Raw genomic sequence first — 15,994 nt, forward strand, 5'->3', positions numbered from 1 at the left:
ACATGTTGCAATTAGAGAAAGTTCATCATATCGCCATTATTTGCAGTGATTACGCGCGATCCAAGGCGTTTTACACGGAAGTACTGGGCTTAGCAATAGTACGAGAGGTATACCGGGCGGAAAGAGATTCTTACAAATTGGATTTGGCTTTACAGGGGCAGTATGTAATTGAACTCTTCTCCTTCCCTACACCACCGCCTCGCCCATCGCGACCGGAGGCATTGGGATTACGACACTTAGCCTTTGCGGTGCAAGATATTGAAGCTGCTAAAGCAGCATTAACCGCGAAAGGCGTACCTTGTGAAGAGATCCGGGTGGATGAATTCACTGGGAAACGATTTACATTTTTCCAAGATCCCGACGGTTTACCGTTGGAACTTTACCAACAATAGTACAATATGGAAGAGAAAGAAGTACCGAAACAGGTTTCTAAAGACCCATTACATGGGCTAAGCTTAGAAAAGATATTGAACCACTTGGTAGATAGCCTTGGTTGGGAGGAATTGGGTTACCAAATTAGGATCAACTGTTTCATCAGTAATCCAACCATCAATTCATCTTTAAAATTCTTACGCAAAACACCTTGGGCACGTACAAAAGTGGAAGATTTCTACAAGTATGCCCTGAGAAAAGGCTTGCTAAAATAATTGCTAAAACCCGCTGTGATAGCGGGTTTTATTTTTTCATCTCGACAACTATTCGCCGGCTTTCTTAGTTAGAAATCCTTATCTTGTTGCCTGAAAACCCTAACTACATGAGATTGAATACCCTTATCCTATTATTTTGCTTGCTGGCATTACCATTCGCCTTGCAAGCGCAAACAGCGCGCGATAGCGTTCATGTAACTGCTCCTAAGTTCATTATCCAAAATGACAAAGACCAAATTTTGCTGATGTACGACAAAAACCGCCAAGCATGGGAAGTACCCGGTTCGGTGTATGAAGGCAATATCAGTTTTAAAAACTTGGCCGACAGTGTATCGGCAGAACTGGGGGTGAAAACGAAGCATTTACAGTTGGCGGGTATGTTTACCTATCATTACCCCAACAAATACCGCAATATTATTCGCCCTTATTTTGTGCTAACGTACGAGAAGAACGCCCCTACACCTGCATCAGCAGGCGAGAAAGTGGGTTGGTTTAGTTGGGAAGAAGCGCAAAACTTGGTGCCTTACCCGGCGTCGGTATTAATTTTAAATAAGATTCACCAAGATCCCCAGGCAGTGTGGGGCGCCGCCTTTATTGAATATGGGTATACAAACCCAATGGTTGACAAATCGAAAATTACCTTCAAGATTGTAGAAGACTTCTACCGTTTACAATAAAAAAAGCGTTTGATGTAAGCTTTATAGCTTGGTTTACATCAAACGCTTTATCTATGTTTGAGAAAGCCGGTTAATAATCCACCGCAATCTTCATCACTACTTTTTTCACACCAATGGCATCTGCAATGCTGATATTAGGCATATGTAAATCGGTGGGGAAGAAAATAGCAAACATGCCCGTGTCGAGCATAGAAAAGAAAGAAGGCTTTTCGGCGAATAGCATATAGTCTTCTGTTTCGCTATAAGGTTTGGAAGGAATTTGTTCGCGTAAGAAATCGTGCCCGATTAACTCCTTCCCTTTTACGATATATTGAATATCGATGTATTTCTTGTGTGCTTCCATTTGTTCGCCGGCGGCGTCTACGGTATCGTATTCGTTTACAATGGCGAAGATCTTATCTCCTTCCACTTCATACTTACCTTTTTCTAATGCCAAGAAGTTTGTATTGGCAAGGTAATTGAACGCCTTCACAAATTTTTCGCCCAAACCATGATATAATTGGGCATTCTGAAAAGTATCTATAATCATTTCCTGTTCGATATTGCTGATAGAATGGGTGAAAGATAGTGAGAAAATTTTGATAAATCCATTTCTGCCGGCTAGAACCTTCTTGCTGCTTTCCCCGTTATTTCATGGCAGGTCGCACCTTAAACACCATTACATGAAAATTCCGAAGTTCGTCGTTATAAAACCCGTATTCTACACTTCCGGCCTTATTGTGCTGGCAAGCTTGATATTGTGTATTGCCTTTAAAGCATCTGTTGACGAATGGTTTTTACGGATGCAATACTTGGTAACGGAAAACTTGGGTTGGTTCTTTATACTGACGGTGAACTTTATACTGGTGTTTTGTTTGGCGATGGCGTTTGGAAAATATGGCAATATCCGGTTAGGCGGCGAGAAGGCGGAACCGGAATTTAGTACAGGATCGTGGTTTGCCATGTTATTTAGCGCGGGCATGGGTATTGGTATCATGTTTTTTAGTGTAGCCGAACCCGTATCACATTTTGCACAACCTCCTCAACCCGTGGGTTCGCCCGTAGCAGCTGCAAAGCAAGCCATGAATTATACCTTCTTGCATTGGGGTTTACATGCTTGGGGGATATATGCCTTGGTAGGATTAGCATTAGCATTCTTTGCATTTAATAAGAAATTACCGCTAACATTTAGGAGTTTGTTTTATCCCTTTTTGGGCGAACGCATCCATGGTTGGTGGGGACATGCGATAGATATATTGAGCGTATTGGCCACCTTGTTTGGGTTATCGACATCATTGGGATTAGGCGTACAACAAATGGCGGCGGGATTAGAATTTTTGTTTGGGTGGAGCAGCAGTATTGGGTTCCAGTGTTTATTGATTATCGGAATTTCTTGTATCGCCACATTATCGGTGGTATCGGGTTTGGATAAGGGGGTGAAGATATTAAGTAACGTGAACATGATTCTAGCCTTTGCATTGATGCTATTGGTGTTCATATTAGGACCTACTATTTACTTGTTGAAAAGTTTTATTCAAAACACGGGATCATACTTAGGCAACTTCATTGAAATAAGTACTTGGAACGATAGTTACCGCCAGACCGGCTGGCAAAATAGTTGGACTGTTTTTTATTGGGCTTGGTGGATAGCATGGTCGCCTTTCGTGGGTAGTTTCATTGCCCGGATTTCCAAAGGCAGAACGGTGCGGGAGTTTATACTAGGGGTATTGATAGTGCCTGCTATATTAACCTTGTTATGGATGACCATCTTCGGCGGCACAGCCTTGCACAATATATTACAAGGCAACGATGGGATTATACATGAAGTACAAAGTAATTTATCGACGGCCTTGTTTTACTTCTTACAACAATTCCCTCTTACGCAGGCCATTTCCTTTTTGGCGGTTGTGCTGGTTGGGTTTTTCTTCATCACTTCCTCAGATTCAGGTTCATTGGTGGTGGACAATATTACATCTGGTGGCAGCATGCATACACCGGTATTACAACGAATTTTCTGGGCTTTCATGCAAGCCTTTATTGCCATCGTGTTATTATGGGGCGGTGGTTTACAAGCCTTGCAAACAGCCGTAATTATAGCCGGGTTGCCCTTTGCTGTGATAATACTATTGATGTGTTATAGTTTGAAGAAAGGATTATCGGAGGAATATAATGCCCTTCAGAAGAAGCACAAACAGAAACAGGAAAAAAGTTATAGGAATTTTATTAGTGATTTAGTGAACGACACCTCATCATCCAACGACCCACAAAAATAAACCTTATGGAACAGCGCCCAATGAATGTATTAATAGGCATCGACCTTTCAGGTATGGACAGTGTATTGGCCAGCTACCTTGGTGATTTAGCGCAATGGATGCCATTGAGCAAATTGGTGTTTTTACACAATGTGAAATTGAGTGAATTGCCGCCTAGTTTGAAAACGCCGAGTAAGCTTACGACCATCTTACAAAAAATAAAAGATCATATTCAGCAAACCCTCACGAACAGCGGTGTAGCACATACACAAAGCCAAGTAATTGTAACAGTAGAAGATTATTCAGAAATAGCTTTCACCCAGCAAGCGAAGCACCATGCAATAGACTTAGTACTGTTGGGCAATAAAATAGACATGGAAGGCAGTGGCGGCCTGAGTCATAAGTTAGTGCGTATGTTGCACATCCCGGTATTATTAGTACCGGAAACGGTGGAGGGTAGGCCCATGAGAATAATGGAGGCGGTTGATTTTTCGAAATTTACGCCGAGCGTGGTGCAATGGGGTGAAATGATACGGGGCTATAATGCGCAACACCAAGGATTTGTATGTGAACCGGTGTATGTATCGAAAATGAACTACCATTTTTTCCCGGTATTCCAGGGAGCGGATGTGGATGTATCGGTACAGAAAGATGCGGTGGAGAAAAAGAAAAGATGGCAGCAGCAATACCCGAAGTTACCGGCCTTGCAAGTAGTGGAAGCAAGTGAAACGAGCGTGGCAACAGCTTTACTACAATACGCCAAGCAACACCGTTATGATGTGATTATTATGGGCGTACAGGGTGTAACATCGTTAACGACCTTGTTTGCGGGAAGTGTAGCGAATGAAATGTTGCAAAAAGAGGTGCAAGTGTGCTTATTATTTGTAAAGGTGAAATAGAGAATATTTCCTTGTAAATCAAATAATTAATCGCTTGTTAAGTGCCGTAAAATTGTTACATTGTATATAGAAACTGAAACCAAAACACTCCGTCATGAACCGTATCCAATCAATTTTGATAGCCACATCGCTATTAGCAGTTAGCACCGTAACCCAAGCACAGAACAAACCGGCAAACAAATTTTATTTGAAAGTGGCAGGCGGCTACTTTTTCAGTGTATCACCGGGGCAGTTCCCGGATGTGGGTCCTTATCCGCCGCGTGATATACACGATGTAATTAATCCTACTACAGGAGCCACAACAACGATCCGGGAGAAAGTATTAACGGGATCGTATGGAGAGGGGGCCCGTGGGGGATTAAGCTTTGGATATAACTTGAATAAATACATGTCGTTGGAAGCGACCTTTAACTATTTCCATAGCACGAAGAACTTAATGACGCGGAATGTTACTACTATACAGGGTACCAATACAACAGTGGGGGGTATTGAATCGCGTGGGCATGTGAATGCCGTGGATTTCTCCCCTAGTTTAGTATTGAGCCCGGGTTATGCGAAATGGAACCCGTATGTGCGCTTTGGTATGGTGGTACCTTTATGGGGCCGCTTGATTATCAATACAGATGCCACTAAAACAAGCGCTGTACCGGGGCAACCGGCTACTATTGTAGCCCAAACCACTATTCACCGTAAGGAGGAAATTAAGCCCAACGCCACCATTGGTTTCCAAGGAGCATTGGGTGTATCCTACCCTATCTCGAAACGCTTTGATATTTATTTAGAAGCGGAATATAGGAATGTGCCGGTGAAGAGTAAGAGTAAAGAAGTAACCGCGTATGATGAAACAACCAATATTGTGAATACAGCTACTGGTCAACCAGTTGCACCGTCACAACATCGCGGGTTGAACGATTTAAGCATCGCGGAAAGGAATACGGATTATGTTACCGTATTAGATCAGAATAGTAATACGCCGATAGGTACTACCGGCGCTAAAACGAACTACAAGAACGATAATGCACCAGCTAACGATTTGAAATCGTATATCAACATTGGTGGCTTAGGCGCTAATTTGGGTGTGAAGTTTAGGTTTTAGGATTTTATAAGCTATTATAACATAAGCATGTGGGCGGTCTCTACTTTGTAGAGGCCGCTTTTTTTTGTGCTTGGCATAGTCCAATAAGTTGCAAAATGTTGTTTATACATATAGATCGTGTTAGAAATATCTTTATAAAAAACTATAAATACTTATAGGCTTATTGATATGTTAAGCATTAGTTATTACAAAAAAGTAGCTAATAAAAAACTAGTACGAGTGCTACCAAGTGATTGTTAATAGGGTTAAGTAATCGTGAGAAATAAACTATCGAATTGCGCGTAATTTTATCACGTAAGACTAATAAGGCATCCACTGTTTCTGACTCCAAGAATAAATCGTAAAAACCAAAATCATTTTACTTATGCAAACAACTGGGTCAAATAGACCACGAAATTCTATCAGGTTTTATCCGACAACTGATGGTGACAATACGCTAAGATTAAATGAAAATGTAAAAGAAGTACCAAAGAAATACCAGAAACTGTTACGACCATTCTGTCAAGATTACTGGTATGAAAGGTATGCAGATTATGAAGTATTGTACCAAGAAATCGAACACAATGGAAGCATTATTTGCTTAGTAAACTTTTGGTGTACAAATGATTGTAAGATGTACCCCACAGTACTTGAGAAATTTAGTGCTGTCAATATCATGATTGAAGGATCTATTTCGGTTGCATTGGAAAACATGGTTATTCTTATGCATCAGAACAAATTTAATGTATACCAGGTTCCTTTTGGTCAGCACACAGCAGCATTAGAGGCTGGGTGTTTTTACGAGTTGATTCATTTTGATTATAGTGAAGAACTTTTACAAAATAAAACTCATTCAAGTTATCCTTTAATACAAGACTGGTTAACCTTGCGACAAAAGAATGCTGCTGGTACTTTATTTCAAAAAGAAGGCTTCATTAACAAGGAGTTAAGAGAGGTTATAGGTAAAATAAAGAAATCGAATGACCAACTAAAACCGTTGAGTGTTGAAATTTACTTGTTACAAGTACTAGAAATAGCCTTACAAGTTGCCAATCATGTACAGGAAGAAGAAGAACAAGATCAGGATGTTTTGGTAGATAATAAACAATTGGGAATGCACGAGTCGCCCACTTTTAATAAAACAGGCGTACCGATTGATGCAATGATTATTAATAAGAAACATTTAGATAGTATTCTAGATTCCATTATCAACGAAGAATTTATACCATCAAGATCTAAAAATAAGTCTACATCATATTATACAGCCTTATTAGAAAATTTTTTAAGAAGAGCGCGTATAAAAGAAGATGATTTCATAGCGGCTATGATCAACCATAGCCGTGCTCATACCGGGTGTACTATTCACGGAATAGCATTAATTATAAGATTGATGGCAATTAAGGATATGTTTAAAAATAAACCCAAAATATCGAAGAAGGAAATTGTGGCTAGTTTTGGGCTGAAATCGTATCCTACATTTAGTAAAACATTTACAGAATATTTTAAAATATCACCATCAGAGTTATAATTAAACTATGATATAACGGTTATAATAGTAGGGCTATCTAAATAAAATGTTGCCCTACTATTTTTTCAATTTTACTCAAAAAACATTTTTTTTGATGCCGTCTTTTTTTCCTATCTTCAAAAAACGCAATTGTTTTGTTTGCCAATTTAGAATTTTGTAACCCGTGATGATATTGCGTATATGCCAAAATTACTTTCCATTTATTGATTTGCACTGAACAACCGCCCCACGGTGCTGCTGTCTGTATAGCAAAAGACAGGGGAGGAAAAATCATTAACCCTTTTTGTTTATGAAGAAGAAAAATCTTTCTTTAGCAAAAAAATTGTTTGTTGACAAAGCCACTATTGCCCAGTTAACCAAGCATCAACAAAGTGATGTTAAAGGCGGTGCAGTGACATTGCAGGCAGATTGTGCAACTTACGACCCACAAGTAACTTGCGAATCTCGTCCACGTCCAGGTTACGTTTGCATGTAATTAATTGAAAATCATTAGAAGAACAGTATAACAACATATTGATACCTGCATCCACGTAAACGCAGATTGCATTAATTCACCACGCTTATTATAAGGGTCTAATCGCTGGCCTTGTACTCCTTTGCTTTGGCAATTGGGTGAGACGGCTATTGCCTTTACTTTGCTGAATGTTTGTGGTTTGTTCATTTACCTCATGCTATATCAATATTTGATATACCACTCCTCTATTCCTTTCAATCTCCCATTTTCTTATCCAAAAAAACAGCTTTAACATGAAAAAGAAAAAATTAGATCTCCAAAAGAAATTGAACATCAACAAATCTACTGTTGCGCAATTAACTACCGACCAACAAGCTTTGGTAAAAGGTGGTATCATCACATTGAACGTAAGATGTGAAACAAACCAAGCCAGCTGCAATACCTTCCGTTGGACAGAAGATCAGTGCATCCTTTGCTAATCTTCCATTATCAAACGCTTAATGATTACAGGTGAAAAAGAAAAAACTTGATCTCCAAAACAAATTGTTGCTGGATAAAAACATCATAGCAGAATTAACTACCCAGGAACAGGCTACCCTTAAAGGTGGTGCTACTGTTGGAGCCGGTTGTGAATCGACTACTACTTTGTGTATAACACAAACAGGCATTGGCTTTCAACCTCCATCCAAAACAACACATGGGTCGTTAACACTCACTTGTAAGTACTTGTAATCAATTTTTCATTTACATCAAATCAAACGTTTTATGAAAAAGAAAAAAATTGCATTAGGTAAGAAGTTACAACTGGGCAAAACAGTTGTTGCTGATCTCACCTTACAAGAACAATTACAAGTGGCAGGTGGAGCAACCATAGGTTGTGCTACACGCTTAATTACTTGCCAAACAATTCCTTATACAGAGCAAGCTTGCAAGCTTTGTTGGGAACCATAGTTGCTAGTCTTGCTCATATGCAACTAGTTGCTCGTTGGCGTATGAACAATATAACAACGAAAGCTGGCATTATGTACTGCGCTTATCTCGAAGTACGTAAAGGGTAACCTTGTATTACCATACATACTTTACATAACGGTAGTTGTTTATAAACGCTACCGTTATTACTTCCCTGGTGAGCATTTTCAATCAATATCTACCATAGGGCTTCAAATAGTTATCACCCTTTAAAAACATGTATTATGAAAAAGAAAAAACTTGTTTTAGGTAAGAAATTAATGATCCAAAAAGGTACCGTAGCAAACTTAAGCGGTCAACAGCTTTCCGATATTAAAGGTGGTGCACCTGTAACGTTGCGTTCGCCATGCGCTACTTACTTCCAATCTTGCGATACCATTCCTTACACGCAACAATTCTGCGTGATTTGTGATATCGAGTAATCTCATTCGTTGCGCAACGATCCGACGAAGGAAAACAGGCACGGTAGCATGTTCCCCGTGAATACGCATAAAGTTCTATTTATGCAGGCTTCCTCCAGCCCGACTATCCCGCTGTCAAACAAACCCAAAACGCTGATAACATCCCAAGGCGTTGCTCCATTGCTAAAGACAGGGATTCATCAAAACTTTTCATTCAATTTTTATGAAGAAGAAAAAACTTTCACTCGACAAAAAATTGACGCTTACAAAAGCGACAATCGCAGATTTGAACACAGATCAACAAAATTCAATTGTTGGTGGTGCTACAGTAGGTTCTGCATGTATCACTGAGTCATTAGCTATTTCGTCTTGTATTGCTACAAGACCAAGTTCAACTCGCCCTTGCTGTCAAATTCCTTAATAGCAGGGTAAGTTAAACTGTTTGTTTTACGATAATTCTATCGTCCTTTCCGGGAGTCGCCGGCATTGTTCGGCGATTCCCTTCTTCTACCGTATAAAATCTACTTATCTATGAACGCCACGACGCAACAACTGAAGGGTATTTACGAAGATATGGTGCATATGTTCGAGCAAAAGAAATTCAATACAGAATATAGCACAAGCCTCTTTAAAGGTCCATGGGGCGCTTTATTATACATGTTCTATTACGAGCAGTACATCGATCCCACGCAAGACCGTGCAAGTGAAGTATTAGAAGAGCTATATACTAATTTTAATCCCGGCGAAGGCACCGATTTTAGTTTCTGTAACGGGCATACCGGGCCTTTTTGGTTACTCCACCATCTCAACAAGTATGAATTCATAGAAATTGATATACAGGAAATCATGCCCGGCTTCATTGAAGCAGCCATTGAATATAGCAAAGCGCATATCGCGAATAAAAACTTCGACTTCTTACATGGCAGCGTTGGCATTTGCAATTTCTTAGTGGATTATGCCAACGAGCCACATGTAAAAGCACACTTAGCCGACTTTGTAACCGCCTTACAGAAAATAGCTTTTGAAACACCCCAAGGACTAAGTGTTCCCATGTTTTATATGACCGAGCCATTTGTAGAAGGGGGCGTAAACTCCTTTAGCTTGGCCCATGGTAATTGCGCGGTGCAAATATTGCTCGCGAAGATTTACCAAAAAGGTATTGCCCAAGATGCTTGTACGGCCATTGTTTCGGGCAATATTGAATATATGATTAACAATAGAAACCAAGTAGCCGACAATGCAGCTGTACCCTTGTACCCTGCCATTATGGATGGGCAATCGGTTTACAGTAGGCTTTCGTGGTGTTATGGTGATTTGAATGTGGCCATAGCATTACTGATTTGCGGTAAAACTTGGGCGAACGACGAATGGTTAGCAGAAGCACATCATATTATGCAACACAACATGCAGCGCGACACTATGGAGCTGGCGGGCATATTGGATAATTGTATTTGTCATGGCTCTAGTGGTATTGCTGCTTTTTACCGTCGTTTCTGGCATGAAACCCGTCATCAATCATACTTAGATTGCGCAGCGCAATGGCATGAAAAAGCGATTGACTTCATGAAGTTTGACAATGATGGATCGGCACATGGTATTAAAGTGTGGTTGGGTAGAGATAGGGAGTGGGATTATTGCTGGGATTTGTTGGATGGTAGTTGTGGTGTGGGTTTATCATTATTGTCTCATACGCAGGCAGAGCCGCTGCCTTGGGATGAATTCCTTTTGTTATCCTAATTATTGAACATTTAACCATTGCATATGGCCTTGCAGCATACCGGGTTTTTCATGTTACGAAGCCCTCTCTTCCCTGTAAATAAATACAAAGCGGTGTTGGATACTGATATTCATACGCTGCTCGCCCAGCACCCGCATTTCGTATATGCACTATATATAGCATCGAAAGACCTTGTGGCAGAAATCGACCGTTGGAAAGTAATGCCCGGCGAGTTCAACGAAAAGAAAATTGATAAGCTGAGAAAGTCGTTATATAAATATTGGGTGCGTGCTTCTACACGCAGTACACCTTATGGTGTGTTTGCGGGTTGTACAACCGGTACAATCGGCGAACAAACTAGTTTTCAATTAGCCCCTATAGCAGCATCGCGGCAACATGTTAGGATTGATATGGATTATTACACGAAGATTTGTCACCATATACAATCCATACCGGCCGTTAACACCCAGTTACAATATTTCAGCAACAATAGTATTTACAATGTTGCCGGTAAATACCGGTACGCGGAGTATATCATTGTTAACCATCGCAGAAAATACTTGCTGACTTCCATTACGGAAACAGCCTTCATTACAAATATTCTACAACAAGCAGATAAAGGCTTAACGATCGATGAAATGGTAGACATCATACATGCTGAAGATGATACTATTAGCGTAGAAGAAGCAACGGCCTTTATTGATGAGCTGATCAAATCTCAATTACTGATTGCCTCTATAGAACCTACCATAACGGGGGATGATAACGTGGGGCGATTAATTGCAACGATACAAAACATCCAAGAAGTGGATGCTTTCCGTGACACCTTATTACAATTGAATGCATTATTTGCGCAACAGGATTTTGATGTACAGCGCTTACAATCCATTGTAAAAACTTGTGAAGAAAAGTTTCCATTGAGTTTGCCGAAGGATTTGTTGCAGGTGGATTTATTTAAATCGGCGGTCCATTGTAGTATAAGTGAGCAAGTAATGGGCGACATTACTACGCAAATACAACAACTAATGGCCTTATGTACACCACAAAAAGGCGGAGGCCCAGATTTACAAACCTTTCGGCAAAAGTTTACGGAACGTTACGAGTCGCAAGAAGTGCCGTTGAATATTTTGTTAGATAGCGAATTGGGTATAGGATACGGCGCCGCAAATGAACAAGCCGTGCATGCGCCTTTCGTGGAAGACGTGGTAACGGACACACCTGGTAATGGAAATGGGCAAACTATTAACTGGAACATGGTAGCACAACTGTGCTTACAGAAATACGAAGCAGCCTTGCGTGGTAACCTACAAACGGTGGAATTGACGGAATCGGAATTAAAGCAAATTGGAGATGGTGAAACAATTGCCTTTGCACCAAGTTGTTATTTATTTGGTTCCATGATAGCCGATGATCCGCAACAAGTAGATGCTGGCAAATACCAATTCAACTTGCAAGCATTTGGTGGACCATCGGCCGCTAATTTGCTCGGTAGGTTTTGCAGTGGTGATGCGCAATTGGGAGAAATCGTTAAAACGATATTAGAAAAAGAGGCCGCTGAATACCCGGGCTGCATCATTGCCGAGGTGGTGCATTTCCCAGAGGCCAGGGCCGGGAATGTATTAATTCGCCCTGTACTAAGAGAATACGAAATACCCTATGTAGGCATGCCAGGAGTAGATGCAGCACATCAAATACCAGTATCGGATTTGATGGTAAGTGTGCGGAACAATGAAATAATACTACGTAGTAAACGCCTGAACAAGCGCGTGATTCCACGGTTGAGTTCGGCACATAATTATAGTTTTAACAGCTTACCGATATATAAATTCCTTTGTGACTTACAACACCAAACAACAGTAGGCGGTTTGTTTTGGGACTGGGGCATCTTCTCTTCCCGAGAGTATTTGCCGCGCGTGGTGTATAAGAACATCATTGTAAGTCGTGCTTATTGGTACATGAAGAAGGAATTGTACACCCAAATAGGCAAAACCTTTGCCGAGCAAAAAGCCTTCTTACAAACCTACCGCGAGAAATGGAACATGCCTGCAAGGGTCATGATGGCGCAGGCCGACAATGAATTGTTATTGGATTTAGAGAACGATATAGCCATCGGTTTGCTATTTGAGAACCTAGCGAAAGTGGATGTGCAACTTAAAGAGTATTTATTTGCCGGTGAGGTAACTGTTGTGCGTGACGAACAGCAAGCTTCCTATGCAAACGAGTTACTTATTCCCCTTCACTTCACCCCGAAAGAAAAACCAATCATCACTACCATATCTGCGGTAAAAAAAGTAACTTCCCATACTATCACGCGCAGTTTTTCACCGGGTAGCGAATGGTTATATGTGAAAATATACGGTGGATACTTAGTGGGCGAAGACGTATTGGCGAATTATTTATCGACCCAGTTAACCGAGTGGAAAGCCAACGACCTTCTTGAAGAGTATTTCTTTATACGCTATGCCGATCCCAAACCGCATATACGCCTGCGGATCAAGAACACAGCGCAACCTGCGTATAATCAGCAATTATTACAACAATTAGAGAGTGACTTACAACCCTATATTCAAAGCGGCCAAATAGCTGCCATCCAGTGCGATACTTACGTGCGGGAATTGGAGCGTTATGGTTCGGCTACCATGGAAATGAGTGAAACACTGTTCTACGCGGATAGTGCGGCTGTACTGGGTATTATTTCGTTGCTAGATGGTGCAGAAGGCGAAATGTACCGTTGGAAATTAGCCATGCGAGGGGTAGACATGTTACTCGATGATTTCAATTTTTCGTTACAAGAGAAAAAAGAACTGCTAGCCCATTTAAGAACAGGATTCGTGGAAGAATTTGGTGGGATGAAGCTATTGCACAAACAGTTAAACGATAAATACCGGTCGCAACAGAAAGAGATTTATTCTTTTATGAACCGTGAAGCGGATGAAGAGAACGAGATTGAAGAAGTGATTGCTTTGTATGAAGAGAGATCGGTTATTACGCGGCCATTAGCCATGCAAATTCAAAAAATTGTTTGCGAGCAATTACAGCACGAGCGGGCGCATTGGGATATTATTTCAAGTTACATACATATGTTCTTGAACAGGATATTCGTAGCCAAGCAGCGGAAGCACGAGCTGGTGCTGTATCATTTTTTAGAGAAGTATTATTTATCACAATTAGCGCTTGTAGAATTAGCAAAATAGATGGGTTTTACATTTTATAAACAACTCGATGCCATGGATTGTGGTCCTACCTGCTTACGCATGGTAGCGAAGCATTACGGCAAGCAATACTCCTTGGAGTATTTGCGAGAGCAATCCTTTATTACCCGTGAGGGTGTAAGCTTATTGGGTATTGGCGAAGCAGCAGAGAAGATCGGGTTTCGAACGCATGCTATTAAAACGAACTTCGAGCAGTTGGATGAGAATGTGCCTTTGCCTTGTATTCTCCATTGGAACCAGAATCACTTCGTAGTGTTGCCACCACAGGATTATGACCGTGATAAAAAGAACCAGAAAATATTAGTGGCCGATCCTGGACATGGAATGGTGAAGATGGATAAAGAAACCTTTTTGCAAAGTTGGATGGGCAACAGCAAAACGGGGATTGTACTCATTTTAGACCCTACAGAAAGCTTTTACCAGAACGAAGAAGAAGTACCTGGCAAGCGGGGCTTCCGCTTCTTGTTTAGTTATTTACGACCGTACAAGAAATACGTGGCGCAATTATTCCTTAGTGTATTCATAGCGAGTATGCTATCGCTAATTGCCCCGTTTTTAACACAAGGATTGGTAGATAAAGGCATTAACCACCAGGATATTGGCTTTGTGTACTTGGTATTGATTTCCCAGTTGGTATTATTTGCCGGCACTACGGCCATAGAAATGATCCGCAGTTGGATATTGTTGCACATGAATAGCCGGGTGAACATAAGTATTATATCCGATTTCTTGGTGAAGCTGATGAAGCTGCCTATACGGTTCTTCGACACGAAAATGGTGGGTGATATTCATCAACGGATAGGCGACCATGCCAGGATTCAAACATTTTTAACAGGTACTACCCTCTCTACATTGTTTTCCTTCGTGAATTTGTTTGTATTTACCATTGTACTGGCGATTTACAGTTTAAAGATATTGGGGGTATTCCTAGTATTTAGTGCGGCGGCGATTTTGTGGATTACCTTCTTTCTAAAACGAAGAAAGGAGCTTGACTACAAACATTTCCAGCGGATGAGTGACAATGAAAACGTGCTGTTTGAATTAATTACCGGCATGCAGGAAATTAAGTTAAACAACTGCGAAACCGCGAAACGTTGGGAATGGGAACAAGTGCAAGCCAAGTTGTATAAGATAAGTGTAAAGGGGCTGGCATTGGGGCAATACCAACAGGTAGGTTCTGTATTCTTTCATCAACTTAAAAACATTTTAATTAGCTATATCTCGGCCCGGGAAGTGATGAGTGGTGATTTGACCTTGGGTATGATGTTGTCTATTTCCTATATCATCGGGCAAATGAATAGTCCACTCGACCAATTACTCAGTTTTGTGCAAGCGGCACAAGACGCGCGGATTAGTTTGGATCGTTTAGGCGAGATACACAACCGTGCCGATGAGGAAGTGGAAGGCCAGGTAACGCAGCCTTCTTGGATGCAGCAGCAAGGCGATATTGTATTGGACGATGTATCGTTTCAATATGCGGGGCCACAATCGCCACATATCTTGAAGAACATTAGCTTACGCATACCGGAAGGAAAAATTACGGCCATTGTAGGCTCCAGTGGCAGTGGGAAAACAACCTTGATGAAATTGCTACTACAGTTTTACCCACCTGTATCGGGCAAAATAACAGTAGGTTCAAAAGACCTATGGGACCTTTCACCACGTTGGTGGCGGCACCAGTGTGGTAGTGTGATGCAAGATGGGTTTGTATTTTCTGGAAGCATAGCGAAGAATATTTCTATTAGCGATGAAAAAGTGAACCACCAACAGCTAATACATGCCGTGGAGGTGGCGAACATTCGACAATACATTGAAGACTTGCCATTAGGTTACCAAACGAAGATTGGGAATACAGGAAACGGCATGAGTGCCGGGCAGAAGCAAAGGTTGCAGATTGCCCGTGCGGTGTATAAAAACCCGAAGTTTCTCTTTTTTGACGAGGCCACGAGTGCTTTGGATGCGAATAATGAGCGTGTTATTATGGAAAACTTAGATCGTTTCTTTGAAGGGAAGACAGTGGTTGTGATAGCACACCGCTTGAGTACGGTAAAGAATGCCGACCAGATTGTAGTATTAGAGAAAGGGGAAATTGTAGAAGTGGGCACACATGCGGAGTTAACGGCGAAACGGGGTAACTATTATGCCCTTGTGAAAAACCAATTAGAATTAGGGAATTAAAAAGAA

General features: G+C 41.1%; 17 protein-coding genes. 16 read left to right on the forward strand and 1 reads right to left on the reverse strand.

Going from position 1 to position 15,994, the window contains the following annotated elements; genetic code table 11:
* Window positions 1-2: 2 nt before the first annotated feature.
* From LX64_RS06115 to LX64_RS06125, 3 genes are all read left to right on the forward strand, one after another.
* Complete coding sequence (locus tag LX64_RS06115; protein ID WP_111596729.1) at window positions 3-392, forward strand: VOC family protein; 390 nt, start codon at window positions 3-5, stop codon at window positions 390-392.
* Between the two features lie 6 nt (window positions 393-398).
* Entirely contained in the window at window positions 399-647 is a 249-nt protein-coding gene (locus tag LX64_RS06120) for a VF530 family protein (protein WP_111596730.1), read from the forward strand.
* A gap of 107 nt (window positions 648-754) precedes the next feature.
* Window positions 755-1,324 carry an NUDIX hydrolase gene (locus LX64_RS06125; protein ID WP_111596731.1) on the forward strand — a complete coding sequence of 190 codons (570 nt, stop codon included), beginning with the start codon at window positions 755-757 and terminating at the stop codon, window positions 1,322-1,324.
* 70 nt (window positions 1,325-1,394) lie between these two features.
* Here the strand turns inward: LX64_RS06125 and LX64_RS06130 are convergent, their stop codons facing one another.
* Window positions 1,395-1,853 (reverse strand): YhcH/YjgK/YiaL family protein, encoded by a 459-nt coding sequence (locus tag LX64_RS06130; RefSeq protein WP_111596732.1) that lies wholly within the window; start codon window positions 1,851-1,853, stop codon window positions 1,395-1,397.
* A gap of 133 nt (window positions 1,854-1,986) precedes the next feature.
* Here LX64_RS06130 and LX64_RS06135 point away from each other — a divergent pair, with 133 nt between their 5' ends.
* The 13 genes from LX64_RS06135 to LX64_RS06195 all read left to right on the forward strand — a co-directional run bounded on the left by LX64_RS06135 (window position 1,987) and on the right by LX64_RS06195 (window position 15,988).
* Entirely contained in the window at window positions 1,987-3,576 is a 1,590-nt protein-coding gene (locus tag LX64_RS06135) for a BCCT family transporter (RefSeq protein ID WP_111596733.1), read from the forward strand.
* A gap of 5 nt (window positions 3,577-3,581) precedes the next feature.
* Window positions 3,582-4,454, forward strand: coding sequence for a universal stress protein (locus tag LX64_RS06140; RefSeq protein ID WP_111596734.1), 873 nt, complete (start codon window positions 3,582-3,584; stop codon window positions 4,452-4,454).
* 94 nt (window positions 4,455-4,548) lie between these two features.
* Window positions 4,549-5,550 carry an outer membrane beta-barrel protein gene (locus tag LX64_RS06145; protein ID WP_111596735.1) on the forward strand — a complete coding sequence of 334 codons (1,002 nt, stop codon included), beginning with the start codon at window positions 4,549-4,551 and terminating at the stop codon, window positions 5,548-5,550.
* Between the two features lie 364 nt (window positions 5,551-5,914).
* A complete protein-coding gene (locus LX64_RS06150) occupies window positions 5,915-7,057 on the forward strand; it encodes a helix-turn-helix domain-containing protein (RefSeq protein WP_111596736.1) in 1,143 nt (380 codons plus the stop codon).
* A gap of 289 nt (window positions 7,058-7,346) precedes the next feature.
* Window positions 7,347-7,532, forward strand: a complete 186-nt coding sequence (locus LX64_RS06160) for a class I lanthipeptide (protein WP_111596738.1) — start codon at window positions 7,347-7,349, stop codon at window positions 7,530-7,532.
* A 272-nt stretch (window positions 7,533-7,804) separates the two neighbouring features.
* Window positions 7,805-7,990 (forward strand): class I lanthipeptide, encoded by a 186-nt coding sequence (locus LX64_RS06165; RefSeq protein WP_111596739.1) that lies wholly within the window; start codon window positions 7,805-7,807, stop codon window positions 7,988-7,990.
* Between the two features lie 31 nt (window positions 7,991-8,021).
* Complete coding sequence (locus LX64_RS06170) at window positions 8,022-8,243, forward strand: class I lanthipeptide (RefSeq protein ID WP_111596740.1); 222 nt, start codon at window positions 8,022-8,024, stop codon at window positions 8,241-8,243.
* A 33-nt stretch (window positions 8,244-8,276) separates the two neighbouring features.
* Window positions 8,277-8,462 carry a class I lanthipeptide gene (locus LX64_RS06175; RefSeq protein WP_111596741.1) on the forward strand — a complete coding sequence of 62 codons (186 nt, stop codon included), beginning with the start codon at window positions 8,277-8,279 and terminating at the stop codon, window positions 8,460-8,462.
* Between the two features lie 242 nt (window positions 8,463-8,704).
* Window positions 8,705-8,902 (forward strand): class I lanthipeptide, encoded by a 198-nt coding sequence (locus LX64_RS06180; RefSeq protein ID WP_111596742.1) that lies wholly within the window; start codon window positions 8,705-8,707, stop codon window positions 8,900-8,902.
* Window positions 8,903-9,104: 202 nt separating this feature from the next.
* The gene (locus tag LX64_RS25750; protein WP_148707211.1) at window positions 9,105-9,302 is read left to right on the forward strand and encodes a class I lanthipeptide; all 198 of its coding nucleotides are present in this window, start codon (window positions 9,105-9,107) and stop codon (window positions 9,300-9,302) included.
* Window positions 9,303-9,412: 110 nt separating this feature from the next.
* Window positions 9,413-10,618 (forward strand): lanthionine synthetase LanC family protein, encoded by a 1,206-nt coding sequence (locus LX64_RS06185; RefSeq protein WP_111596743.1) that lies wholly within the window; start codon window positions 9,413-9,415, stop codon window positions 10,616-10,618.
* 51 nt (window positions 10,619-10,669) lie between these two features.
* The gene (locus tag LX64_RS06190) at window positions 10,670-13,792 is read left to right on the forward strand and encodes a lantibiotic dehydratase (protein ID WP_158538545.1); all 3,123 of its coding nucleotides are present in this window, start codon (window positions 10,670-10,672) and stop codon (window positions 13,790-13,792) included.
* Window positions 13,793-15,988 carry a peptidase domain-containing ABC transporter gene (locus LX64_RS06195; protein WP_111596745.1) on the forward strand — a complete coding sequence of 732 codons (2,196 nt, stop codon included), beginning with the start codon at window positions 13,793-13,795 and terminating at the stop codon, window positions 15,986-15,988.
* Window positions 15,989-15,994 lie beyond the last annotated feature (6 nt).

This window comes from Chitinophaga skermanii (assembly GCF_003259335.1).
Taxonomy (GTDB): Bacteria; Bacteroidota; Bacteroidia; order Chitinophagales; family Chitinophagaceae; genus Chitinophaga; species Chitinophaga skermanii.